22 protein-coding genes are annotated in these 21,876 nt (G+C 70.9%); 13 read left to right on the top strand and 9 right to left on the bottom strand.

Annotated elements, in window-relative coordinates; translation table 11 throughout:
- Window positions 1-4 precede the first annotated feature (4 nt).
- From YIM_RS41045 to YIM_RS41030, 4 genes are all read right to left on the bottom strand, one after another.
- Complete coding sequence (locus YIM_RS41045) at window positions 5-1,432, bottom strand: FGGY-family carbohydrate kinase (RefSeq protein ID WP_370468917.1); 1,428 nt, start codon at window positions 1,430-1,432, stop codon at window positions 5-7.
- Entirely contained in the window at window positions 1,429-2,769 is a 1,341-nt protein-coding gene (locus YIM_RS41040) for an MFS transporter (protein WP_153035489.1), read from the bottom strand. The genes YIM_RS41045 and YIM_RS41040 overlap by 4 nt, the downstream gene beginning before the upstream one ends.
- 89 nt (window positions 2,770-2,858) lie before the next feature.
- Window positions 2,859-3,647: a DeoR/GlpR family DNA-binding transcription regulator gene (locus tag YIM_RS41035; RefSeq protein WP_153035488.1), complete on the bottom strand. Its 789-nt coding sequence runs from the start codon at window positions 3,645-3,647 to the stop codon at window positions 2,859-2,861.
- Complete coding sequence (locus tag YIM_RS41030) at window positions 3,644-4,273, bottom strand: histidine phosphatase family protein (protein ID WP_153035487.1); 630 nt, start codon at window positions 4,271-4,273, stop codon at window positions 3,644-3,646. The genes YIM_RS41035 and YIM_RS41030 overlap by 4 nt, the downstream gene beginning before the upstream one ends.
- A gap of 77 nt (window positions 4,274-4,350) precedes the next feature.
- On the opposite strand from YIM_RS41030, the gene YIM_RS41025 reads away from it, so the two are divergent.
- Genes YIM_RS41025 through YIM_RS41000 form a run of 6 tightly spaced genes read left to right on the top strand, consistent with a single transcriptional unit; the run spans window position 4,351 to window position 10,356 of the window.
- Window positions 4,351-5,034: an HAD family phosphatase gene (locus tag YIM_RS41025; RefSeq protein ID WP_153035486.1), complete on the top strand. Its 684-nt coding sequence runs from the start codon at window positions 4,351-4,353 to the stop codon at window positions 5,032-5,034.
- Window positions 5,031-6,722, top strand: a complete 1,692-nt coding sequence (locus tag YIM_RS41020) for a dihydroxyacetone kinase family protein (protein ID WP_153035485.1) — start codon at window positions 5,031-5,033, stop codon at window positions 6,720-6,722. Before YIM_RS41025 ends, YIM_RS41020 begins: the two co-directional genes overlap by 4 nt.
- Window positions 6,719-7,180 carry a ribose-5-phosphate isomerase gene (locus YIM_RS41015; protein WP_153035484.1) on the top strand — a complete coding sequence of 154 codons (462 nt, stop codon included), beginning with the start codon at window positions 6,719-6,721 and terminating at the stop codon, window positions 7,178-7,180. The genes YIM_RS41020 and YIM_RS41015 overlap by 4 nt, the downstream gene beginning before the upstream one ends.
- Before the next feature lie 31 nt (window positions 7,181-7,211).
- Window positions 7,212-8,243: a 2-hydroxyacid dehydrogenase gene (locus YIM_RS41010; protein WP_153035483.1), complete on the top strand. Its 1,032-nt coding sequence runs from the start codon at window positions 7,212-7,214 to the stop codon at window positions 8,241-8,243.
- A gap of 4 nt (window positions 8,244-8,247) precedes the next feature.
- A complete protein-coding gene (locus YIM_RS41005; RefSeq protein WP_153035482.1) occupies window positions 8,248-9,705 on the top strand; it encodes an FGGY-family carbohydrate kinase in 1,458 nt (485 codons plus the stop codon).
- A complete protein-coding gene (locus tag YIM_RS41000) occupies window positions 9,706-10,356 on the top strand; it encodes a class II aldolase/adducin family protein (protein ID WP_153035481.1) in 651 nt (216 codons plus the stop codon).
- Between the two features lie 776 nt (window positions 10,357-11,132).
- On the opposite strand, the gene YIM_RS40995 is transcribed toward YIM_RS41000, so the two are convergent.
- Window positions 11,133-11,864, bottom strand: coding sequence for an SDR family NAD(P)-dependent oxidoreductase (locus YIM_RS40995; protein WP_153035480.1), 732 nt, complete (start codon window positions 11,862-11,864; stop codon window positions 11,133-11,135).
- A 92-nt stretch (window positions 11,865-11,956) separates the two neighbouring features.
- On the opposite strand from YIM_RS40995, the gene YIM_RS40990 reads away from it, so the two are divergent.
- Complete coding sequence (locus YIM_RS40990; RefSeq protein WP_153035479.1) at window positions 11,957-12,319, top strand: helix-turn-helix transcriptional regulator; 363 nt, start codon at window positions 11,957-11,959, stop codon at window positions 12,317-12,319.
- Window positions 12,320-12,673: 354 nt separating this feature from the next.
- Here the strand turns inward: YIM_RS40990 and YIM_RS40985 are convergent, their stop codons facing one another.
- A complete protein-coding gene (locus YIM_RS40985; protein WP_153035478.1) occupies window positions 12,674-13,642 on the bottom strand; it encodes a helix-turn-helix domain-containing protein in 969 nt (322 codons plus the stop codon).
- 52 nt (window positions 13,643-13,694) lie between these two features.
- On the opposite strand from YIM_RS40985, the gene YIM_RS40980 reads away from it, so the two are divergent.
- Window positions 13,695-14,084, top strand: coding sequence for a cupin domain-containing protein (locus YIM_RS40980; protein ID WP_153035477.1), 390 nt, complete (start codon window positions 13,695-13,697; stop codon window positions 14,082-14,084).
- Here YIM_RS40980 and YIM_RS40975 read toward each other — a convergent pair.
- The gene (locus tag YIM_RS40975; RefSeq protein WP_228004338.1) at window positions 14,069-15,124 is read right to left on the bottom strand and encodes a TDT family transporter; all 1,056 of its coding nucleotides are present in this window, start codon (window positions 15,122-15,124) and stop codon (window positions 14,069-14,071) included. The two genes, YIM_RS40980 and YIM_RS40975, sit on opposite strands and share 16 nt — an antisense overlap.
- Window positions 15,125-15,194: 70 nt before the next feature.
- Between YIM_RS40975 and YIM_RS40970 the strand changes: the two genes are divergently transcribed.
- The gene (locus tag YIM_RS40970; protein WP_153035475.1) at window positions 15,195-16,106 is read left to right on the top strand and encodes a LysR family transcriptional regulator; all 912 of its coding nucleotides are present in this window, start codon (window positions 15,195-15,197) and stop codon (window positions 16,104-16,106) included.
- Here YIM_RS40970 and YIM_RS40965 read toward each other — a convergent pair.
- Together YIM_RS40965 and YIM_RS40960 are read right to left on the bottom strand one after the other, a co-directional pair.
- A complete protein-coding gene (locus YIM_RS40965) occupies window positions 16,030-16,497 on the bottom strand; it encodes an ABA4-like family protein (protein WP_153035474.1) in 468 nt (155 codons plus the stop codon). The two genes, YIM_RS40970 and YIM_RS40965, sit on opposite strands and share 77 nt — an antisense overlap.
- Complete coding sequence (locus YIM_RS40960) at window positions 16,494-17,429, bottom strand: hypothetical protein (RefSeq protein ID WP_228004337.1); 936 nt, start codon at window positions 17,427-17,429, stop codon at window positions 16,494-16,496. Before YIM_RS40960 ends, YIM_RS40965 begins: the two co-directional genes overlap by 4 nt.
- Window positions 17,430-17,564: 135 nt before the next feature.
- Between YIM_RS40960 and YIM_RS40955 the strand changes: the two genes are divergently transcribed.
- From YIM_RS40955 to YIM_RS40940, 4 genes are all read left to right on the top strand, one after another.
- Window positions 17,565-18,194, top strand: coding sequence for a MerR family transcriptional regulator (locus YIM_RS40955; protein WP_153035473.1), 630 nt, complete (start codon window positions 17,565-17,567; stop codon window positions 18,192-18,194).
- A 34-nt stretch (window positions 18,195-18,228) separates the two neighbouring features.
- Window positions 18,229-19,095, top strand: coding sequence for a spermidine synthase (locus tag YIM_RS40950; RefSeq protein WP_153035472.1), 867 nt, complete (start codon window positions 18,229-18,231; stop codon window positions 19,093-19,095).
- Between the two features lie 7 nt (window positions 19,096-19,102).
- Window positions 19,103-20,317: an MFS transporter gene (locus YIM_RS40945; protein WP_153035471.1), complete on the top strand. Its 1,215-nt coding sequence runs from the start codon at window positions 19,103-19,105 to the stop codon at window positions 20,315-20,317.
- 259 nt (window positions 20,318-20,576) lie between these two features.
- Window positions 20,577-21,806, top strand: a complete 1,230-nt coding sequence (locus YIM_RS40940; RefSeq protein ID WP_153035470.1) for a GGDEF domain-containing protein — start codon at window positions 20,577-20,579, stop codon at window positions 21,804-21,806.
- Window positions 21,807-21,876 lie beyond the last annotated feature (70 nt).

Genomic DNA, 21,876 nt, shown 5'->3' with positions numbered 1-21,876 from the left:
CAAGCTAAGCACTGGAGTCGAGGTACCCCCTTTCTCGCAGTTCCGCCCGGAACCGCTGGTACGACGCGTCGAGCGCATCACGCTCCGCCGGATCCGGCGTGACCACCGTTTCCGGCGCCGGAATCCGTTCGCACGCCTCGGTGATGCCGCCGGGTAGCAGCCCGCCCGCCGCGAGCAGTGCCGCTCCGTACCCCGTCTCGGCGTTCGGGGAGACGGTGATGTCCAGCCCGGTGACCGTCGCCCTGATCTGAGTCCACAATGGACTTCGGCTGCCGCCGCCCGCGGCGAACAGCGGCCCGGTCACCGCGATGCCGAGTTCGGCGAGATGCTCCAGTGCCAAGCGTTCGACGAAGGCCACCCCCTCCAGCCGGGCGCGGTGTAGGTCGACCGCGTCCTCCGGCTCACCGGCCACGAACCCTCGTGCGTCCGGGGTGGCGAACGGGAAGCGCTCGCCTTCGCGGCACAGCGGATAAGCGACCACAGTGGACGGACCACGCCGAGCCGCGGCCTCGTCCAGCTCGGCCAGTCCCGCCGTGCCGGACACCGATTCACCGCCGGTGTTCGACGCCCCACCCGGCAACCACCAGCCGTCGGGGTGCCGGTGGCTGTACATCGCGCCGGACGGATCGGCGACGAGTTCCTCGGTGACTCCCTTGAGCACGTACGTGGTGCCGAGAATCCCGACGAACTGCCCCGGCCGCACCGCCCCCGCGGCCAGTTGCCCGGCACAGCCGTCGGTCATCCCGCTCACCACGGGACAATCCCGCGGCAACCCGGTGGCCGCGGCGGCTTCCGCGCTGACCACGCCCAACACGATCGACGGCGCCACCACCTCGGGCAGCCAGCTCTCCGGCACGCCCAGCCCGTCGAACACCTCGTGCGGCCACTGCCCGGCCAGTGGATCGAACCCGCTTTTCAAGGCATGGGACCAATCCGTGGCCACCGGCGTCCCGGTCAACCTGGCGGCGATCAGATCGGGCGTGTGCTGAATCCCTTGTGCCCGCGGGAAATTCTCGTGCAGCCAGGCGATCCGGCCGAGCGCCGCGGTGGGGGAGATGCCCAGTCCCAGCGCCCGCCACCGCGCTTCACCCAGCTCGCCGGCCTTGGCGTTGTGCTCGGCACCCCGCCGGTCGTCGTACATCAGCGCCGGTCCGGCCGGCGCTCCCGCCTTGTCCACCGCGACGATCGTGCCCGAGGTCGCCGCGATGGCCACCGCGCCGACGGGCTCGCGCACCCGGCTGGTCACCGCGCGCAGGACCTCTTCGGCGGCGGGCCACCAGCTCGCCGCGTCCTGCTCGCTGTGCCCCGGCTGGTCCCGGCGAGGTTCGGGCAGCCGAACCGAAGCCGAGCCGAGCACTCGCCCGTCCGCGGCGACCGCGAGGGCTCGCACCCCCGCCGTCGCCACGTCCAGGCCGATCGTCACTGCGCTCACGCGGTGCTGACCTTCCCTCCCACGTCCTGCAGGCTCGCGTCCTGCTCGATCGCGCGTTCCGTCTCCTCCGGCAGTTTCAGGAAGCGCACCAGCACCGCGGCCACCACGTACAGCGCGGCGAAGATGATCACCACGCCGGCCGCGCCCACCGGGCCGAGGAACAGGCTCACGATCGCCGGGCCGACGAAGGCCGCCGCGCCGGCGCCGAAGTTCAGCAGTGCCATCGCGCCGCCCTTGTTCTCCGGGGACAGCGAGGGCAGCAGCGCCGAGATCGGCACGAACCCGGCCAGTGTGGCGCCGTAGAGCGCGCCCACCAGCAGCGCCACCCAGTAGTAGTCCGCGCCGAGTGCCAGCGGCACGAAGTAGAGCAGCAGGATGGAGATCGCGCAGCCGATCGCGCCGAACCAGAAGATCGTGGTCCGCCAGCCGATCTTGTCGCTGAGCACGCCGAAGATCAGGTTGAAGAAGATGTTCGTGCCGTAGATGACCGAGACCAGCAGCAGCCAGCGGCTCTCCCCGAAGCCGATCTGGCTGATGAAGATGGTCGGGAAGAACACCAGCATGCCGAACTCCGGCGCGGTGTTGATCACGCGGACGACCATGCCGATGCCGATCCGCGGTTTGCGCCAGGCGATGGACAGGCTGGACACCATGCTCTGCACCGGCTTCACCTCGGGCGGCGCCAGTCGCTGGTAGCCGGTGCGCTCGCGCACGCCGAGCAGGCAGATCAGCCCGCCCAGGCCGAGGATCGCCACCGACAGCCACAGCGTGCCGGTCTGCCCCATGATCGGGTTGGTGAAGCTGGCCACCAGCGAGCCGAGCGTGGGCAGGCCACCGGTGAAGGCGAAGTAGAACCAGCCGACCGCCGCGCCGAGCCGTGCCACCGGGGCCACCGCGGTGATCCACACCAGGAAGCCGAAGGCGAACATCGGATAGCCGAACCCGCGCAGCCCGTAGAAGATCAGCATCAGCGGGTAGTTCTCGCCGGAGACCGCGACGGCCAGGAACAACGCGTCGAACACCAGCCAGATGGCCAGGCCGGCGAGCATCACCCGGCGCGGCCCCCACAGCTCGGACAGCGCGCCCGACAGCCAGGACGCCAGCATCACCGCGACGCCGTACACGGTGATCACGTAGGACGCCCTGATCTCCGTGCCCGCCCCGTTCTCGGCCATGTACGGCGCGATGAACCCGGCTTCGACCCCGTCGCCGATCATGAACAGCAGCAGGCCGACGTAGCCGAGGAAGAGCGGTGCCGGCAGCCCCCACTTGGTCAGCAGCCGGTGGAACGAGCCCGGTTCATCCGGGGACAACCGCGTTGTTGCCGTCGATGTCATGAACGCCTCCATGATGTGTTACCGGCTTATCATGGGGGCTGTTAAGTTAACACGCAAGATGTTAGGCGGAACTTTCTTCGCCGGGTCGCTCAGCCCTCGGTCCAGTCGGCCCGCTCGACGGAAGTGTGGCCGCCGACCTCCGTGAACACTTCGATCGGCGTCGCCGGCCCCAGCACCACCAGGTCGAAGTCGCGGACCGGGGCCAGCCGGTGCAGGGCCGTCTTCGGCATCTTGCTGCTGTCCATCAGCAGCACCTTCTTCCGGGCGGCGGCCAGCATCGCGCGCTTGACCATGACGATCTCCGGCTCCTGGTGGTAGGTCAGCTCGGTGGTCATCGCCGAGGTGGACACGATCGCCATGTCCACGGTGAGCCGTTCGATCGCCTCCAGGCAGGCCATGCCGAGGAACGAGTCGTGCGTGCTGGAGTAGTCCCCGCCGATGCCGATCAGGCGCACGTCGTCGAGCTTCTTCAGCTCGTCGATGGCGCGCAGGTAGTTGGTCGCCACGGTCAGCGGCGTCACCTCCCCGAGCAGCCCGATCACGGCGAGGGCGGAGGTCGAGTCGTCCAGCAGCAGGGACATCCCCGGTTCGAGGTGCTTGGCCAGGTGTGCCGCCATCGAGGACTTCTCCCCGGTGTTCGCGTTGAGCCGGTACTCCGCGTTGCTCTCGAACACCGAGGACGGCAGCGCCGACACGCCGCCGCGGTACTTGCGCAGCAGTCCGCGCCTGGCCAGCTCGTCGACGTCGCGGTGCACGGTCATGTGGCTGACCCCGGTCAGCTCCACCAGGTCCGCCTGCGTCGCCGAGCCGTGTTCCAGCACGTACTCCGCGATCATCGCCTGCCGCGCGCTGCGCGAACGCGGGTGGTCGTTGCTCATTGTTCGATTATCACGTGCGGTGGGATCGAGTTGAGGCTCAGCAGGCCGGTCCGCGTGCCGTCGATGTCGACCTCCGACGGCGAGGCGTTGGCCAGCAGCGGCAGCACCGTGCGGTAGGTGTGCAGCGGGATTCCCAGCAACTCGCACAGGGTCAGGCGCAGCAGCGTGTTGTGCGCGACGACCAGCACCGGGCCGGTTTCCGCGGCGGCGATCTCGCGCAGCGCGGCGGCACCCCTGGCGGCCGCTTCGGCCGGCGGTTCCGCACCGGGGAAGGCGCCGGTCACCGGGTTCGCCAGGAACCGCTCGACCACTTCGGGATCGGTTTCGGCCAGCTCCGCCCTGGTCCGGCCCTCGCCGATGCCGAAGTGGGTCTCGCGCAGGTCTTCGACGATCCGCGGCCGCAGGCCCAGCGCGCGGGCCGCGGGCTGGGCGGTGCGCCGCGCCCGGCTCTGCGGTGAGCAGTACAGCGCGACCGGCGGGTCCTGGCGGGCGGCGACGGTCGTGGCCAGCCGTTCCGCCTGCGCGAGTCCCTCCTCGGTGAGGTCGATCTCGCTGGAGCCGGCGTAGCGGTTCTCCGCGTGCCAGACGGTCTGGCCGTGCCGGGTCAGCAGCAGGCGGGTGCCCATGACTCCTCCGAACTCGTTGATGACATCTCTCAACTTCGATGTTAAATTAACACCGACGATGTGAAAGGGGATCCCGCATGGCGCTCGCCGCGGTCGTGTTCGACCTGGACGGAGTCCTGGTCGAGAGTGAACACCTCTGGGAGGAGAACTGGGTGGCCTATGCCGCCCGGCACGGGGTGGAGTGGACTGCCGAGGACACCTCGACGGTGCAGGGCATGAGCGCGCCCGAATGGGCCGCCTACCTGGCCGAGCGCAGTGGCACCGCCGAATCGGTCGACCAGGTGGAGCGGGCCGTGGTGGACGGCATGATCGCCGCGATCGAGGGCGGTGAGGCGCCGCTGCTGCCGGGCGCGGGCGAGATGGTCCGCGAGGTGAGCGCGAAGGTCCCGGTGGCGCTGGCCTCGTCGGCCGCGCGCCGGGTGATCGACGCGGTACTGGACACCCACGACCTCACCGGCGAGTTCACCGCCACGGTCAGCAGCGCCGAGGTGCCCAAGGGCAAGCCCAGCCCGGACGTCTATCTCGAGGCGGCCGCCCGGCTCGGCCGGTCCGGTGCGGAATGCCTCGGCGTGGAGGATTCCAGCAACGGCATCCGCGCGGCCGCCGCGGCCGGGCTGACCGTGATCGCGCTGCCGAACCCGACCTATCCGCCGAAGCCGGACGCGCTGGAGCTGGCCAGCGCGGTGGCCGAGGACAACCACGACGTGCGGCGCAAGCTGCTCGCCTATCTCTCCGGTGAGCTGGTGGGGGAGCGGTCATGACCACGCTGGGCACGGCGAGCACCTTCAAGCGCGACTGGGTGGACGGTTTTGTCACCGCCTACGGCCGGACCGTGCGCAAGGTCCCCGGTGCCTACGGCGTGATCGGCAGGCAGGTGCCGCGCCGGGGCAAGGTGGCCGTGGTCATCGGCGGCGGCTGCGGGCACTACCCGGCCTTCGCCGGGCTGGTCGGTCCCGGCCTCGCCGACGGCGCGGTGGTCGGCGACGTGTTCACCAGTCCCAGCGCCGAGCAGGTGTACCGCACGGCACGGGCGGCCGACGGTGGTGCCGGGGTGCTCTTCGGATACGGCAACTACCAGGGCGATGTGCTGCACTTCGGGCTGGCCGCGCGGCGGCTGGCCGCGGAGGGCATCGAGAGCCGCACCGTCCTGGTCACCGACGACATCGCCAGCGGTCCGGCCGACGACGTGGACCGCAGGCGCGGGGTGGCCGGCGACTTCCTGGTGTTCAAGATCGCCGGCGCGGCCGCCGAACGCGGGGACGACCTGGCCGGGGTGCACGCCGCGGCGGTGAAGGCGAACGCCGCCACCCGCACCTTCGGCGTGGCTTTCGGCGGCTGCACGCTGCCCGGCGCCGCCGAGCCGCTGTTCACCGTGGACGAGCAGAAGATGGAGCTGGGCCTCGGCATCCACGGCGAGCCGGGGGTGCGCACGGTGGGCAGGCTGAGCGCACGGGATCTGGCCGACGAGCTGGTGGCCGGGCTGCTGCCGGAGCTGCCGCCGGGCAAGCGGGTGGTCGCCCTGCTCAACGGGCTGGGCCGCACCAAGTACGAGGAGATGTTCGTCGCCTACACCCGGGTGCACGAGCGGCTCGCCGAAGCCGGGCTCGAAGTGGTGGACACCCAGGTCGGCGAATTTGTCACCTCGCTGGACATGGCCGGGGTCTCGCTCTCGCTGATGGTGCTCGACGAGGAACTGGCCGAGCTGTACGCCGCACCGTGTGACACGCCTGGTTACCGCAGCACCGGTGCCGAACTGGCGCCCGTCCCGCTGGAGTCCACAGTGGACGCCACGCTGGCACGGCCGGACGGAGCTGCCGGTGACCGGCTGGTGGATCGGGTGCTCACCGCGGCGCTCGACGCGATCGAGGCCGCGGAGGACGAACTGGGCCGGCTCGACGCGGTCGCCGCGGACGGGGATCACGGGCTGGGCATGACCCGCGGCATGCGGGCCGCGGTCGCCGCCGCGCGCTCGCCGGAAGCCGGGGAAACCCTGTCCGGTGGCCTGCTCGTGGCGGGCACCGCCTTCGCGGATGCCGCGGGTGGCGCCTCCGGCGCGCTCTACGGTGTGCTGCTCGCCGAAACCGGCGCCGGTCTGCGGGGCGAGGTCACCGGCGAGGCGCTGGCGGACGCGGTGGACAACGCGGTACGCGCCTTCGTCGAACTTGGCAAGGCCGAGCCGGGCGACAAGACCATGCTCGACGCGATCCTGCCGTTCGCCGAGACGCTCCGGGAGCGTGCCGGTGACGGCGCGGTGCCGGCCTGGGTCGCCGCGGCCAAGCGGGCCACCGAAGCCGCGCGGGCGACCGCGGACCTGGTGCCCGCCAAGGGCAGGGCGGCCCGGCTCGCCGAGCGCAGCAAGGGGCACGCGGATCCGGGCGCGACCTCGTTCGCGCTGCTCGTGACGGCCGTCGGCGAGGCGCTGTCGGCCGGGAAGGTGGTAGGAGTATGAGGATCGTGGTGGCCGCCGACAACGCGGGCGCGGAGCTGAAGAACCAGCTGCGCGATCTGCTGCGTGCCGACGGGCGGGTGGCCGAGGTGACCGACCTCGGTGTGCCGGACGCCGCCGACGAGCGGCCGTACCCTGAACTCGGACTGGCCGCCGCCGAGGTGGTGGCCCGCGGTGAGGCCGATCGCGGGGTGCTGGTCTGCGGTACCGGGATCGGCGTGGCCATTTCCGCGAACAAGGTGCCGGGGGTGCGCGCCACCGTGGTGCACGACTCCTACTCCGCCGAGCGCTCGGTGAAGTCGAACGACTGCCAGATCATCACCTTCGGCGCTCGCGTGATCGGGCCGGAGCTGGCGAAGAAGATCGTCGGCGAATGGCTGGACTACCGCTTCGACCCGGAGTCGGCCAGTGCCGGCAAGGTCGCCCGCATCACCGCTTACGAGCAGGCCCATTCGTCCTGACGGACAATTCCGGTTCAAGGAGGAACCACAAGTGCGCATTCTCGCCGCAGGAGACGAGTTCGTCGGCACCGAGCTGCTCAAGCACGCGGTGCGCGCCGAGCTGGGCACCGAGCCCGCGTTCAGCGAGCTTTCGCTGCCCTGGCCGGTGGTGCCGTTCGGCCCGGTGGGCGGGGTGAACGAAGCCAGCGGCACCGAGGAGCAGGTGATCGAGGCGCTGGCCGGTGCCGAGGTCGCGGTCACCCAGATGGCGCCGTTCACCAAGGCGGTCTTCGCCGCCGCGCCGGAGCTGAGGCTGGTGTCGGTGAGCCGGGGCGGCCCGGTGAACGTGGACCTGGCCGCGGCCACCGAGGCCGGGGTCGCGGTCACCTACGCGCCCGGTCGCAACGCCGGTGCCGCCGCGGAGTTCGCCGTCGGCATGATCCTGGCCGCGATGCGCCGGCTGGCCACCTCCTCGGCCGAGCTGCTGGCCGGGAACTGGCGCGGGGACTACTACGCCTACGACAAAACCGGGATCGAGCTGGACGGCAGCACGGTCGGCCTGGTCGGCTACGGCGCGATCGGTTCGCGGGTGACCAAGGTGCTGGTGGCCTTCGGCGCCAGGGTGCTGGTTTCCGATCCCTACGCCGATCCGGCCGCGATCAGGGCCGACGGCGCGGTGCCCGCCGAGCTGGACGAACTGCTGCGGGCCAGCCAGGTGGTCAGCCTGCACGCCCGGCTCACCGAGGAGACGCACCACCTGATCAACGCGGAGAAGCTGGCCCTGCTGCCCCACGGCGCGGTGCTGGTCAACACCGCGCGTGGGGGCCTGCTGGACTACGCGCCGCTGCCGGAACTGCTGCGCTCCGGGAAGCTGGGCGCACTGGGGCTGGACGTGTATGACGTGGAGCCGCCGCCCGCGGACTGGGCGTTGCGGGACGCGCCGAACGTGATCGCCACGCCGCACCTGGCCGGGGCGAGCAGGCAGACCGCGGAGCGCGCGGCTCAGATCGTGGCGGCAGAGGTCGGCCGGTACGTGCGCGGCGAAAGCCTCGCGCACGTGGCCAATCCCGAAGTTCTCGGCTGACGCCATGGCCGGCCGCATCATCGGAGTGGATATCGGCACCTCGCTGACCAAGGCGGTGGTGTTCGACGACGCTGGGGTGTCCATTGTGGACGCGTGTACCCCGTCGGAGGTCCGGCACCTGCCCGGCGGGCGGGTGGAGCAGGATCTCGAGCAGGTGATCGGGACCGTGGCCACGGTGGTCCGCGAGGTGGCGGCCCGGTTGGACGAGCCGGTCGAAGCGCTGGCGCTGACCGGCCAGGGCGACGGGCTGTGGCTGCGCGACGCCGACGGCCGCCCGGTGCGGTCCGCGCTGTCCTGGCTGGACGGCCGGGCGAACTCGCTGGTGGCCAAGTGGCAGGCCGAAGGGGTGGCCAGGGAGATATACCGCCGCACCGGTTCCGGGGTGTTTCCCGGCTGCCACGCACCCTTGCTGTCCTATTTGGACAAACACGAGCCGGAGTCGCTGGACCGGGCCGCGGTGGCCGGGTACTGCGTGGATGCCGTGGTGCAGCGGCTGACCGGCGAGATCACCGTCGATGTCTCCGATGCCTCGCTGCCCTTTCTCGACCCGGTGACCAGGCGCTACGACGAAGGCGCCATCGAGGCCTGCGGCATCGGGCACCGGCGTGGCCTGCTGGCCGAGCCGGCGCCGGGCCGGTCGGTGTTCCGGCTGAACTCCGAAGGCGCGGAACTGCTCGGCCTGCCGGTCGGGCTGCCGGTCACCGCCGGGCCGTTCGACCTGCCGGCCAGTGCCATCGGGGCCGGGGTGCGCGAACCGGGCGACGGCATCCTGACCGCGGGCACCACGCTCGCCTGCCAGGTGCTCACCAGGGACGTCACCTGGGACCGCGAGGGTGAGCCGGCCGGCATGTTCCTGGCCACCCCCGCCGAACGTGACTACCTGCGGGCGATGCCCGCGATGGTCGGCACCGCGGGCATCGACTGGATCTGCGGATTGCTGGGGATCGGCGTCGAGCAGATCGGCGGGCTGCTCGCGGAAAGCGCCCCGGGCGCCGGACGGGTGCGGGCCCTGCCGTTCCTGTCCGCGTCCGGGGAGCGCGCTCCGTTTGTCGACTCCTCGGCTCGGGCGCAGTTCGCCGGGCTGAGCCTGGAGAGCACCCGTGCCGATCTCGTGCGGGCGCTGTGCGAGTCGATCGCTTACGCGGCAAGGCATTGCTTCGAGTCCGCCGGACTGTCGGGCACGTTGTACGCCTGCGGTGGCGGGGTGCGATCGGCCGAATGGACGCAGATCTTCGCCGACGTGCTGGGGCGCCCGATCGTCATTCCCAGCGATCCGGGGGTGGGTGCGCGGGGCGCGGTGCTCACCGCGGCGGAATCGCTCGGGCGGCCCTTCGATGTGGAACTCTGGGCGTCGAACTCGCGCACCGTGCGGGTGCGCCCGGAAAACGCCGACGTCTACCAGCAGGGGTACGGCGAGTACCTGGAATCACTGGGGTCGGCTCGAGCTTTGTGGAGGCTGTAGATGCTGCTCGCCGACGAGCGCGCCCAGGTGTGCGAGTACGCGCGGCGGATGACCGCGGACGGGCTCGTGGTCGGCACCTCGGGAAACATCTCGGTCCGGGTGGGCGAGCACGTTGCCGTCACGCCGACCGGTGTTGCCTACGAGGACCTGCGGCCGGCCGATGTGCCGGTGGTCGCCCTCGACGGCTCACCGGTCGACGGTGAGTTGCGGCCGACCAGTGAGCTGCCGATGCACCTGAGCATCTACCAGCGGGCGGAAGACCCGGACGGGGCGCCGATCACCGCGGTCGTGCACACCCATTCCTCGCATGCGACCGCGGTGTCGACCCTGGTGGCCGAGGTGCCGCCGATCCACTACATGCTGGCCGCGATCGGCCCGACCGCGCGGGTGGCCGACTACGCCACCTACGGCACCGAGGCCCTCGCGGAGTCCATGCTCGCCGCCCTCGACGGACGCCGGGGCTGCCTCCTGGCCAATCACGGCACCACCACCTACGGCGATGGCCTCTCCGCCGCCTATCACCGGGCGCAGCAACTGGAATGGTGCTGCCAAGTGTGGCTACTCGCCCGCTCCGCCGGGGCGCCCGCCGTACTCCCCACCTACGAAGTCGCGCGCGTCGTCGACAAACTCCGAACCTACGGCCAGCGCTGACCCACCGCCGCCCCGTCACCCCCGGCTCCCGCGCGAACCACCTTCACCCGGTGCCTCGCACGCCACTCCTCACCTAGCTCCCGCACCCCCCATACCCACCTGCCTACCGTGAGGCCCTCCACCTCGACGCCCGCCCAGGCCGCTCCCGCCCACCTCGACTCCCGCCCGGGCCACCCCGCCAGCTCGACGCCCGCGCAACTCCCGCATGGGTGATGCCGCTCGGCTCCCGCTAACTTGGCGCCCGCGCAATTCCCGCGTGGGTGAGGCTGCTCGGCTCCCGCTAACTCGGCGCCCGCGCAATTCCCGCGTAGGCGACACCGCCCGGCTCCCGCCAGCCATCCCCATTCGGCTCCCGGTCACCGTCGCCGCCCGTTCCCTCGGGCTACCGCACTCGTTCCCGGGCGCCGCTCCCGTCTGATTCCCCACAACCCATCGCCACTCGGTTTCCGCGAGCCATCCCCACCCGGGCATCCGCGCACTATCCCCGCCTGGCTTCTGCGCGCCACTCCCGCCCGGGCATCCGCGAACTGTCCACGTCTGGCTTCTGCGCGCCACTCGCCGGGCTTCGCACGCCACCCAGTCGACCCTCGAACCGCTCCCGCGCCCATCCTCAGCTGGCCTAGCGCTCGCATCCCGCCTCGCCCCCATGTCCGGAACATTCCAAGCCCCAAGCCCCAAGCCCCAAGCCCCAAGCCCCAAGCCCCAAGCCCCAAGCCACAGGAGACGGAACTTGCTTCGGCAACGCGAGTTTCCGAAGCGAGGCGCGTCCGTGGCCACTACACGGCGATGGCGCCGCCGTCTGCGGTGATCGTGGTGCCGGTGAGGTAGCTCGACCTCGGCGACGCCAGGAACAGGATTACCTCGGCGATTTCCACCGGGGCCGCAGTGCGGCCCAGTTGGGTCATGCTGCCGAGCTTCTCCACCAGGTCGCCGTTTTGGGCGAGCACCTTTTCCGTGTGCACCGGGCCCGGTGAAACGTTGTTCACGCGGACACCCGAGCCGCTGAATTCGGCGGCCCAGGTGCGCGTCAGCGACTCGAGTGCCGCCTTGCTCGCGCCGTAGACCGACGAGTCGGGCATGCCGACGGCCGCCGCGATCGTGGTGACGTTGACGATGCTGCCCGAGCCCTTGGCCAGCATTTTCGGCACCAGTCCGGCGGTCAGAAAGTACGGCGCCCGCACGTTCACGTCGAACATCGCGTCGAAGTCCGGCACGTCCTGCTCGATCGTCGGCGCGAACGGGAAGATGGCCGCGTTGTTGACCAGCACGTCCACCTCGCCGACTTCGGTGACCAGCCGTCGCACCGCTTCGATGTCGGACATGTCGGCGGCGACGAAGCTCGCCCGGCCACCGGCGGCTTCGATCTCGGCGACGGTCTTCGCGCCGCCTTCGGGGTTGCGGCCGGTGACGATCACGGTGGCCCCCTCGCGGGCGAGGAGCTTGGCCGTCTCGCGGCCGATTCCGCTGGTGGCACCGGTGACAAGCGCACGCTGGTCCTGAAGTTCCATGCTCGTCCTTCGTTCGACGTTCGTCAACTATCGAATAAGCTAGCACCGATCGATCGATGTTCGTCAATCTTCGAACGAGTATTCTTGACGACATGCGCCGCCAAGAGCATCCAGAGGTCGACGAGCTGAAGCTCACCGAGGTGATGGCCGCGCTCGGCGACCCGCTCCGCGTCGGCCTGGTCCGGCTGCTGTCGGACGGGGTGGAGCGCAACTTCGGCGAGCTGCGCGCGCCGGTCGCCAAGTCGACGCTCAGCCACCACCTCAAGGTGCTTCGCGCGGCGGGCATCACCTGCAGCCGCGAGGAAGGCACCCGGTGCTACGTGCGGCTCCGGCGGGACGACCTCGAATCACGCTTTCCGCAACTGCTCGACGCCGTCCTGGCCGCGGCGGCGGACGAAGGCGTCGGCGAGCACGTCGGACTGAACACCGCGCCGTCCGCCGACGGCTGCGCTTGACCTCGACGATCAGGGTCGAGGCAGTCAGCGCGCCCAAGTCGCGAACGGCTGCCTCGGCTCACACGGTCGGGCGTGGATGGTCGCGCTGGCTCGCGGGGTCAGGCGTAAACGATCGCGCTGACTCGTGCAGCCGGAGGCGCGGATGGTTGCGCTGGCTCGTGCTGTTGGGGCTCGGGTGCGAACGGCTCACACGGCCAGGGCGCGGACGGTTGCGCTGACTCGTGCCGCCAGGGCGCGGGTGGTTGCGCTGACTCGTGCCGCCGGGGGCGCGGGGTGGTTGCGCTGGCTCGTGCTCTCGGGGTGCGGACGGTTGTGCTGGCTCGTGCTGTCAGGTCGCAGGTGGTTGCGTCTGGCTCAAGCGGACAGCGTGCTGAACCGGCGGCGGTAGGCCGTCGGGGTCAGGCCGGTTCGACGGCGGATCTGGGCACGCAGGTTCGAAGCCGTGCCCAGGCCGCTTGCTCGCGCGACCAGTTCCAGGCGCTGCTCACCACGTTCGATCAGGCGGCAGGCGAGCGCGACCCGCTCGCCGGTCAGCCAAGCCAGCGGGGTGGTGCCGAGTTCCGCGCGGAACCACCGGTGCAGCGTCGCCGGGCTGACTGCGGCGAAGGCGGCCAGGTCACCAATGGTCAGTGGCTGGTCGAGGCGTTCTTGCGCCCAGGCGAGCACCGGGGCCAGTGACGCGTCGGGCACTTCCGGCACCGGGCGTTCGATGAACTGCTGCTGCCCACCGTCGCGATGCGCGGCGAAAACCAGGCGGCGGCTCACCGCGTTCGCGATCTCGGCCCCGTGGTCCTGCCGGATCACGTACAGCCCGAGGTCCAGCGCGGCGGCGCTCCCGGCGGCCGTGAGCACGGTGCCGTCGTGCACAAAAAGCACGTCCGGGGCCAGCTCCACTTCGGGGAAGCGCGAGGTGAACAGCGACGCCCAGCGCCAGTGCGTCACCGCGCGCCGTCCGTTGAGTACGCCGGCTGCGGCGAGGGTGAACGTGCCGGTGCAGAAGCTCATCAGCCGGGCGCCCCGGCGGTGCGCGCGCCGGATTGCGTCGAGCACGCGCGGGTCGGGCGCACACTCCGGATCAGGGCGGTTCGGCACGATCACCGTGTCCGCCTCGTCCACGGCGTCGAGGCCGCGCACCCCGGACAGGGTGAAGAACCCCGAGTGCATGCGGATCGACGGCTCGGCCGCGCACAACGCGAACTCGTACCACGGCCGCTCCAGCTCAGGGCGCCGCAGCCCGAACAACTCGGTGGCCACGCCCAGCTCGAACGGATTGGACCCCTCGTCGACGATGGCGACGACCCGGTGCGAGGATTCACGCGACATATGCGATTCCTAGCACTCACACCCGCGCGACGCCAGCACGCATGCTGAGCGCATGAGCAAGCAACCGATCTCCCTCGACGACGTGCTGGCGGGTTTCGACCAGGCGTGGAGCCCGCGCATCGTCGCCTTCGTCAACGACTACGACGTGCGCGTGGCCAAGTTCGCCGGTGAGCACGTGTGGCACGTCCACGAGCACACCGACGAGTTCTTCCTGGTGCTGGACGGCGAAGTGCGCATCGGCCTGCGCGACGGCGAGGAACGCGAAGTCGTGCTGCCGAAGGGGTCCAGTTTTGTGGTGCCTCGCGGTGTCTTCCACAAACCATCCTCTGTGGACGGTGCTTCGGTGCTGTTGTTCGAACCGACCGGAACCCTCTCCGTCGGCGATCGGCACGACCCGGTACCTGGGCACGTCGACGAAACCACCGGTCACGTGGTGGCCTGACTTCGGCGGGTGAGGCGCAGGGTTCGTGGGGCGACGACCAGCCATGCGCCCACCAAGCCGACGTAACCGAGCACGGCCACCGCGGCGAAGAGTCCGGTGTGGACGTGGGAGAACAACGCGCTGGCACCGGTGACGACGGTGCCGACCGGGAAGGTGAAGCTCCACCACGACAAGGTGAACGGCAAGCCGCGGCGAGCTGCGCGCAGGGTGAGCGAGGCGGCGATCGCCGACCACACGAGGGCAAAACCCAGTGCTGGCACGCCGTAGAGCAGTCCGAAAGCGACAGCCGCCTGGCCGTACGGGGCGGGTAGTGCCTCGGCGGCCGGGGCGGCCAGCAGGTTCGCGGCGGTGATCGACTGGCCGAGCGGCCCCAGCACGATCCAGCTCGTCGGCACGTTGTCCGCCCGGCCCAGCACCAGCTGCTGCCAGATCTGCGGCAGCAGGCACAACGTCGCGAACAGGCTCACGCCGAACATCGCGTAGCAGGCGACCACCATGGTGACCCGATGATCGGCGGGCAGGTGCGGCACCAGCAGCGCGCCGCCGGAGGCCGAGACCATCGGGGGCACCACCGGCATCAGCCACCCGGCGAAGGTGTGCGACGACCGCACCTGCTGCGTGGTCATCATCTTCACCGGCACCCAGATCGCCGTGCCCAGCCCGAACAGCGTGCCGACCGTCCACAGTGTCCAGTCGACGGCGAGCGCGGCGTCCATGCCGATCCAGTCCTTGCCGAGCAGCAGGGCTCCGGAGCCGACGGTGCACAGTGCCATCGGCGGGGCGCCCCAGAACTGCGCCATCACCGGATCCTCGGCGTAGGAACGGCGCAACCGCGCCAGTGCCACCGCGGTGACCACCACCAGCAGCACCGCGGCCCCGGCCCAGACCAGGGTCGCGGCCGTGCGCAGGCCGGGGAACTGCAGCGGCAGGCCGGCCGCGGCGGTGGCCACGATGCCGGTGCCCATGATCGAAGCGAACCAGTTCGGGCCGAACGCGGGCGCGCAGGTGGAAACCGGGGGACGGGACAAGGTGCTGGTCACCACCTCACCCTCCGGGTGAACGACTCCACTCGGTAGTCCCCAAACCGCTATGGATGCATAAACTGCGTTTATGCCTCTGTCTGCCAGGGTGAGCGACCTGACCAGCTTCGACCTGCTGCTCAGCGTGGCCGAGCTGGGCAGCATCGGCCGGGCCGCGCGCGTGCACGGCATGTCCCAGCCCGCGGCGAGCGTGCGGCTGAGGCAACTGGAGTCCCGCGCCGGGGTGCCACTGCTGGAACGTGGTGCCCGTGGTGCGCGGCTCACCACCGAGGGGCAGTTGGTCGCGAGCTGGGCGCAGCCGGTGCTCGACGCGGCGTCGGACCTGGAGACGGGCATCGCCGCGCTGCGGGCCGATCGCGACAGCCACGTGCGCATAGCCGCCAGCCTCACCGTCGCCGAATACCTGTTGCCGCGCTGGCTGATCGCGCTCAAGGCCGTCGACCCCGGCACCGTCGTCGCGCTGACCTCCGGCAATTCCGCCGACGTCGCGGCTCAGGTGCTCGCGGGGGCTGTCGAACTGGGCTTCGTCGAAGGACCGGACATCCCGGAAGGCTTGCAGGACAAGGAAGTGGCGCGGGACGAGCTGGTGCTCGTGGTCGCGCCGTCGCATCCGTGGGCGGCGCGCCGCCGTCGGCCGCGGGCCGCCGAACTGGCGGCGACGCCGTTGGTCAGCCGCGAACCGGGCTCCGGCACGCGCCAGGCACTGGAACGGGCTCTGCGGGCGCACGTCGATGCGCTCGCGGAGCCCGCGCTGGAGGTGTCGTCGACCACGGCGATCAAGGCGGCCGCGGTCGGCGGCATCGGGCCCGCCGTGCTCAGCGCGCACGCCGTCGCGCCCGAGCTGGCGGCGGGCACGCTGGTCCGGCTGGCGGTGCCCGACCTCGACCTCGGCAGGCAGTTGCGCGCTATCTGGCCGAAGGGCCGGACGCCGCGAGGGCCGGCTCGAGACCTGCTCGCGATCGCCCTGCAGCAGACCGGATGACCAGCCAGATCAGCGCGCCGATCGGCGCGAGCAGAATGGTCAGCACCAGCAGCGGGGCCATCACCAGCGGGTGCACGCCCCGCTCCCGGCTCTCCAGGTACATCCAGCGCCCGACAAAGAGGTCGAAGGCGATGATGTGCGCCCAGACCAGCGTCGCCGCACCCGGCTCGGCCATCAGTTCCTGCAACCCGGTCAGCGACGGGGACGCCACCGCGGGCAGCACCTCGGCCAGCCGCGGCACCGCGATCCCCAGGTAGAGCAGCGCGGGCGGGGCGAACACCACCGGCGACGACAGGATCCGCCGCGTCCACGACCAGCCGGGCGCCAGGATCATCAGCGCCCAGAACGGCGCGGCCAGCACGAAGGTCAGGTCGAACAGGCTGGACATCATCGCTGCAACTCCAGAACTCGTTGGGGGACAAGGGCTTTGCGGGTGGCGAACGCGGTGCCGAGTACCAGCAGCGCGAACGCGCCGAGGGTGAGCGCGTCGGGTTCGGTGAGTGGCTGACCGCGCAGGGCCTGCCAGGTGACCAGGGCGAGCAGGCCGGTGTACGCGCCGGCGGCCACCCAGATCAGGCGCCGGCGGACGTCGACGTCGCGCAGCACCGGCACCCGGCGCGCCGCCGCGGTCAGTGCGATCAGCAGGAACGGCAGCACCTGCAGCGCGTGCATGCCGACGAAGTGCGGGATGCGCAGGTCACCGCCGGTGGTGCTCCACCCGGTGACCGGCATGCCCGGCGCGCCGTCCGGCACGCCGACCGAATGCGCGCCGACGGTGTCGGTGATGCCGGTGGCCAGCTGGTCCGCTGTCGGCAGCACCATCAGCACCCCGAGCGCCAGGCCGATTCCGGACACCAGCATGCCGAGCCGGATCGCGGCGGCCGAGGCGCGATCGGCGTACTTGCCGGCCAGCAGCACCGCGCCGAGCACGAAGTGCGCGACCAGCAGCACCGAGATGGTCGCACCCATCACGCTGAACACCATCGAGTCGAACTCGGTGGCCTGGTTGAAGTGGCTGCGTGTGCCGCGGACCACCTGCCCGACGATCGCCACCATCTCGAGGGTGGCCGCCACCACGATCACCGTGCCGGTCCACCAGCCCAGTCGCGGCCAGCGGCTCTGGAAGGACAGCATCCAGGCCCAGGTCACCGCGTAGGCGAGGAACGACACGGCGAACTTGAACGGTTTGAGCCAGATCGGCGCCCCGAGCAGGATCCGGTCGTCGAGCACCAGCCCGGCCGCGGCGAACACGGCCGTCCCGGCCATCGCGGCGGCGAACAGCATCAGTGGCCGGTGCCACTCACGCATCGAGCGCGTGTCCATGGTTCCTCCTAGGTATGGATAGTGGCACTGCCTACTATCGGATACTGACACTATCCGCTCAACTCGAGTGGAAGGCAAGGGGGAATGGATAGCGAAGGTGTCCGTAGGCTGTGCGGGGGAAGAACGGGAGAGGCGATGCGCGTTGCGGAACTGAGCAGGCGGACCGGGGTGCCGGTGCCGACGATCAAGTACTACCTCCGCGAGGGCCTGCTGCCGCCCGGCGAGTTGACCAGCCCCAACCAGGCGCGTTACGGCGATGAGCACGTCCGGCGGCTCAAGCTGGTGCGCGCGCTGCTCGACGTCGGCGGGCTGTCCGTCGCGGCGGTGCGCGAGGTGCTGGACACCATGGCGAACCCGGACAAGTCGATGTTCAAGGTGCTCGGCAAGGTCCAGCACAACCTGGCCGGGCACCTGCCCGCCGTGGAAGGGGAGCGCCAGGAGACGGCGAGCCGGATCGCGCACGAGCTGATCGAGCGGCACGGCTGGCAGATCAAACCGGGGTCCCCGCCGCTGGAGTCGCTGATCGCGGCGCTCGGCACGTTGATCGAGCTGCACGGCGAGGACCTGCTGGAACTGCTCGATGCCTACGCCGAGGCCACCCAGCGCATCGCCGAGTTCGACATCGAATACACCCGTCGCGGTACCGATCGCGGCGACGCGGTGGAGCGCATGGTGATCGGGACCGTGGTCGGGGATGCGATCCTGAGCGCGCTGCGCAGGCTGGCCCACGAGAACGAGGCCGCTCGCCGCTTGCACAGCGGCTAACGTTGAGTGGTCGGGCCGGCGGGAGGAGTGAGCGATGGGACGGCGGAACAGGGCGAGCGCTCCGGTGTCCGGGCAGTACCCGGTGCGGTTCGGCACCGCGGAGCTGCTGCGCGATCTCGACCGCGCCAACGGCTGGCAGCTCAGCGTGGACGGCATCCCGCAGTCCTATGTGGATCTTGACCGGCCGTCGCACCTGGAGTTCGAGTACGTGCGCCGGATCGGTGACGTGGTCGACTGCCTGCCGGGCCTCGCGCTGGACGTGCTGCACGTCGGCGGGGGCGCGTGCACGCTGCCGCGGTACGTCGCGGCGACGCGGCCGGGGTCGCGGCAGCTGGTGTTCGAAGCCGACGGTCCGCTGATCGAACTCGTGCGGGAACACCTCGACCTGCGCTCGGTGCCGGGATTGCGGGTGCGCGAGTCCGACGGCCGTGAAGGCATCGCCAGCCGTCGTGACGATTCGGCGGACCTGGTGGTGCTGGACGCCTTCGAGCGCGCGTCCATGCCGAGCAGGCTGGCGACGCTCGAATGCACGCGGGACATCGCGCGGGTGCTGCGGTCGTCCGGCACCTACCTGGTGAACATCTCCGACGGGCCGGGGTTGCGGTTCGCCAAGCGGGTCATCGCGACGGTGACCACGGTGTTCGAGCACGCACTGCTGCTCGCGGAACCGGCGATCCTGCGGGGCAGGCGGTTCGGGAACCTGGTGCTGGCCGCGTCGGCGGTGGAACTGCCGTTCGCCGAGGTGGCCAGGCGGTCGGCGTCGGCAGCATTCCCGGCGCGCTGCCTGGCCGACGACGACCTGAAATCCTTGCGCGGCAAGGCGAAACCGCTCACCGACGCGGACGCGATGACCGGCCCGGTGCCCCCGGACGACGCTTTCGGCCTGGCCGGACGGCGGTGAGCCCGCCGTGGCCCGCGCGTCCTACGCCGCGGTCTTCCGGGTGCCGTCGTTCACCGCGATGTGGTTGTCGCAGGTGGTTTCGGTGGCCGGCGACCAGCTCGCCAGGGTGGCCCTCGCGGTACTGGTCTTCGAGCGCACGGGATCGGCGGGGTGGACCGCGTTCGCCTGGGCGCTGACCTTTCTGGCCGACCTGCTCGGCGGACTTTTCCTCGCCGGGCTCGCGGACCGGTACCCGGCGCGCGCGGTGCTGATCGCCGCGGACCTCGTCCGCGCCGGGCTGGTCGCGGTGATGCTCGTGCCCGGACTGTCCATTGTGGCCTTGTGCGCGGCGGTGTTCGCCGTGCAGCTGCTGTCCGCGCCGTTCTCCGCCGCGCGTGCCTCGCTGCTGGTGAAGTGGTTGCGGCCACTGGATTTGCACGATCTCGGGGTGAGCGTGGTGAGTACCACGTTCCAGGTGGCGCTGCTGATCGGGTTGCCGCTGGGCGGGGGACTGGTCGCGCTGCTCGGAGTGCCCGTGGTGCTGTTGGTCGACGTGGCGACTTTTCTGTTGTCCGCCTTGGTGATCGCCGTCGGGGTGCGTGCGGACGTCCGAATGGGACCGGTCGCCGGGATGACACCGTGGGCGCGGGCGCGCGCGGGTGCGCGGCTGATCTCGCGGCAGCCGAAGCTGCGGACGTTGCTGCTACTGGCTTGTGTGGCGGGGTTCTACACCGCGCCGGAAGGACTGGCGATCCCGTACGCCGAGCAGATCGGCGCGGGTGCGGCCGGGGCAGGCTGGCTGCTGGTGGCGAATCCGGCCGGGACCGTGGTCGGCAACCTGGTGCTCGCGCGGTGGGTGCCGGAACGCTGGCGGTTGCGGCTGCTGGGTCCACTCGCGATCGTCAGCTGCCTGGTGCTGCTGCCGTCGTTCGTCGCACCCGAACTGTGGATTTCCTTGCTGTTGTGGACTTTGTGCGGGGTGGCGTCGGCGCACGACATGGTCACGCAGGCGGCGTTCGTGCGGGAGACCCCGGAGGAACTGCTCGGGCAGGCGTTCGGCCTGGCGGGCGCGGCGCTGCGGGTGGCGCAGGGGCTGGGCATCGTGGCGACCGGGGCGCTGGCCGGGTTGACCGGTCCCGCCGTGGCCATCGGCATCACCGCCGCGGTGGGCACCTTGGCCGCGGTGCTCGCGGCCGGAGCGTGGCGCCGGGCGACGGCATCCCCGTCCGCGGCCGGCACTTGACCTGGAGGCCGGGCGCGGACGGGGGGCGGCCGTTGCACGGTCACCAGTTGTTCTCCTGCTTGCGCATGGGGAATGTCACCTCTTCTCGTACTGAGGAACCGGCGTGTGGACGCTTCGGGGTCACCAGTTGTTCTCGCGCACGGCTGCTCACCTCCCCCACCAGGCGGGATCCCGGAGCCACTCGGCTGTCCGGGTGGTTTCAGGATCGGGTATGACCTGCCCTGTACACAAACCGTGATCGGTTGGTTACTGTGACGATATGGGTTCGTTCCGCCGCCCCACCGGCTGGGCCCTCTGGTCAGCACCACGCCAGGTCGTGGTGTGGGTGCTTGCCGTCGAGGTGGCGGCGCTCGCGGCCACCGCGGGCACCGCGCGGCTTGCGCCGGTGGACGCCGCCGGGCTCAGCGGTTTCGCGCTGCTCGGCGCCTGCCTGCTCGCGCACGTCGAACTGTCCAGGACGATCGAGCGCAAACGGGAGATCGCGGCCGGCTCGGGGCCGTACCTGAGCACCACGAGCGTGTGGAACTTCGCCGCGGTGATCGTGCTGCCCCCGGTGCTGGCGAGCGCGATGGTAGTGCTCGGTTACGGCTACATGTGGTTCCGGGTGTGGCACCGGCGCGGCACGATGAAGCCGCATCGCTGGTGGTACTCGGCCTGCACGGTGCTGCTGGCGAACCAGGCCGCGGTGGTGGTGCTGACGCTCGATCCGGGCGTCCCGGCCACGGCGGGCGCGGTGGCCGTGGTGGTGGCCGCGGGCGCGATGCGCTGGTTCGTGAACTACGCGCTGATCTGCGCGGTGAAACTGCTGTCCGAGCCGCGCACCCGGGTGCGTGATGTGGTGGGTGGCTTCGGTGAGCAGATCCTCGAGGTCGGCGCGATGGGCCTCGGCCTGCTGGCGGCTTGCGTGATGGACACCCCGGCGGTGCTGCTGGTCGGCGTCCCGGCGGTCCTGGCCGTGCTGGGGCGGTCGGCACAGGTGGCACGGTTCCGGAAGGCGGCCGAGACCGACGGCAAAACCCAGTTGCTCAACGCGACGGCGTGGACGGACTTCGCCACGCACGCGCTGGACCGCACCAGCCGCCGCGGTGGCACGTTCGGCGTGCTGATGATCGATCTGGACCACTTCAAGCGGATCAACGACGAACACGGGCACGGTGCGGGGGACGCCGTGCTCAAGGCCGTGGCGAAGGCGATCACCGCCGGGGTGCGCTCGGGTGATCTGGTCGGCCGGTTCGGCGGGGAGGAGTTCGTGGTGGCGTTGCCGGACATCACCGCTGTGGAACTGCTGGCCGTCGGCGAACGCCTGCGACGGGGTGTGGCCGCCCTGCCGGTCGCCACCGGCCACGTCTCCATCTCGATCGGGGCGGCTCTGGCCCCGGAGAACGGCCTCACCGTGCAGGACCTGCTGGCAACGGCAGATGCCGCCATGTACACCGCCAAACACAGCGGCCGAAACCGCGTAGAACCGGCCGCCGGTCTTCTGCGCTAGCCACATCATCCACGGCACACACCGGCAGCAAAACCGATACCCGGCAGCAACAGGCGACCACCCCGCCACA

Source organism: Amycolatopsis sp. YIM 10 (genome assembly GCF_009429145.1).
Classification (GTDB): Bacteria; Actinomycetota; Actinomycetes; order Mycobacteriales; family Pseudonocardiaceae; genus Amycolatopsis.
This window is presented reverse-complemented; position numbering and strand designations above follow the sequence as displayed.

Excerpts from the sequence above, each read along its gene's own strand:
- YIM_RS41020 (WP_153035485.1), top strand. The coding sequence starts at position 5,031 with ATGACCACGCTGGGCACGGCGAGCACCTTCAAGCGCGACTGGGTGGAC.
- YIM_RS40995 (WP_153035480.1), bottom strand. The coding sequence starts at position 11,864 with ATGGAACTTCAGGACCAGCGTGCGCTTGTCACCGGTGCCACCAGCGGA.
- YIM_RS41035 (WP_153035488.1), bottom strand. The coding sequence starts at position 3,647 with ATGAGCAACGACCACCCGCGTTCGCGCAGCGCGCGGCAGGCGATGATC.
- YIM_RS41005 (WP_153035482.1), top strand. The coding sequence starts at position 8,248 with ATGGCCGGCCGCATCATCGGAGTGGATATCGGCACCTCGCTGACCAAG.
- YIM_RS40965 (WP_153035474.1), bottom strand. The coding sequence starts at position 16,497 with ATGATGTCCAGCCTGTTCGACCTGACCTTCGTGCTGGCCGCGCCGTTC.
- YIM_RS41015 (WP_153035484.1), top strand. The coding sequence starts at position 6,719 with ATGAGGATCGTGGTGGCCGCCGACAACGCGGGCGCGGAGCTGAAGAAC.
- YIM_RS41000 (WP_153035481.1), top strand. The coding sequence starts at position 9,706 with ATGCTGCTCGCCGACGAGCGCGCCCAGGTGTGCGAGTACGCGCGGCGG.
- YIM_RS41030 (WP_153035487.1), bottom strand. The coding sequence starts at position 4,273 with ATGGGCACCCGCCTGCTGCTGACCCGGCACGGCCAGACCGTCTGGCAC.
- YIM_RS40960 (WP_228004337.1), bottom strand. The coding sequence starts at position 17,429 with ATGGACACGCGCTCGATGCGTGAGTGGCACCGGCCACTGATGCTGTTC.
- YIM_RS40980 (WP_153035477.1), top strand. The coding sequence starts at position 13,695 with ATGAGCAAGCAACCGATCTCCCTCGACGACGTGCTGGCGGGTTTCGAC.
- YIM_RS41040 (WP_153035489.1), bottom strand. The coding sequence starts at position 2,769 with ATGACATCGACGGCAACAACGCGGTTGTCCCCGGATGAACCGGGCTCG.
- YIM_RS40940 (WP_153035470.1), top strand. The coding sequence starts at position 20,577 with ATGGGTTCGTTCCGCCGCCCCACCGGCTGGGCCCTCTGGTCAGCACCA.
- YIM_RS40950 (WP_153035472.1), top strand. The coding sequence starts at position 18,229 with ATGGGACGGCGGAACAGGGCGAGCGCTCCGGTGTCCGGGCAGTACCCG.
- YIM_RS41025 (WP_153035486.1), top strand. The coding sequence starts at position 4,351 with ATGGCGCTCGCCGCGGTCGTGTTCGACCTGGACGGAGTCCTGGTCGAG.
- YIM_RS40955 (WP_153035473.1), top strand. The coding sequence starts at position 17,565 with ATGCGCGTTGCGGAACTGAGCAGGCGGACCGGGGTGCCGGTGCCGACG.
- YIM_RS40985 (WP_153035478.1), bottom strand. The coding sequence starts at position 13,642 with ATGTCGCGTGAATCCTCGCACCGGGTCGTCGCCATCGTCGACGAGGGG.
- YIM_RS40970 (WP_153035475.1), top strand. The coding sequence starts at position 15,195 with ATGCCTCTGTCTGCCAGGGTGAGCGACCTGACCAGCTTCGACCTGCTG.
- YIM_RS40990 (WP_153035479.1), top strand. The coding sequence starts at position 11,957 with ATGCGCCGCCAAGAGCATCCAGAGGTCGACGAGCTGAAGCTCACCGAG.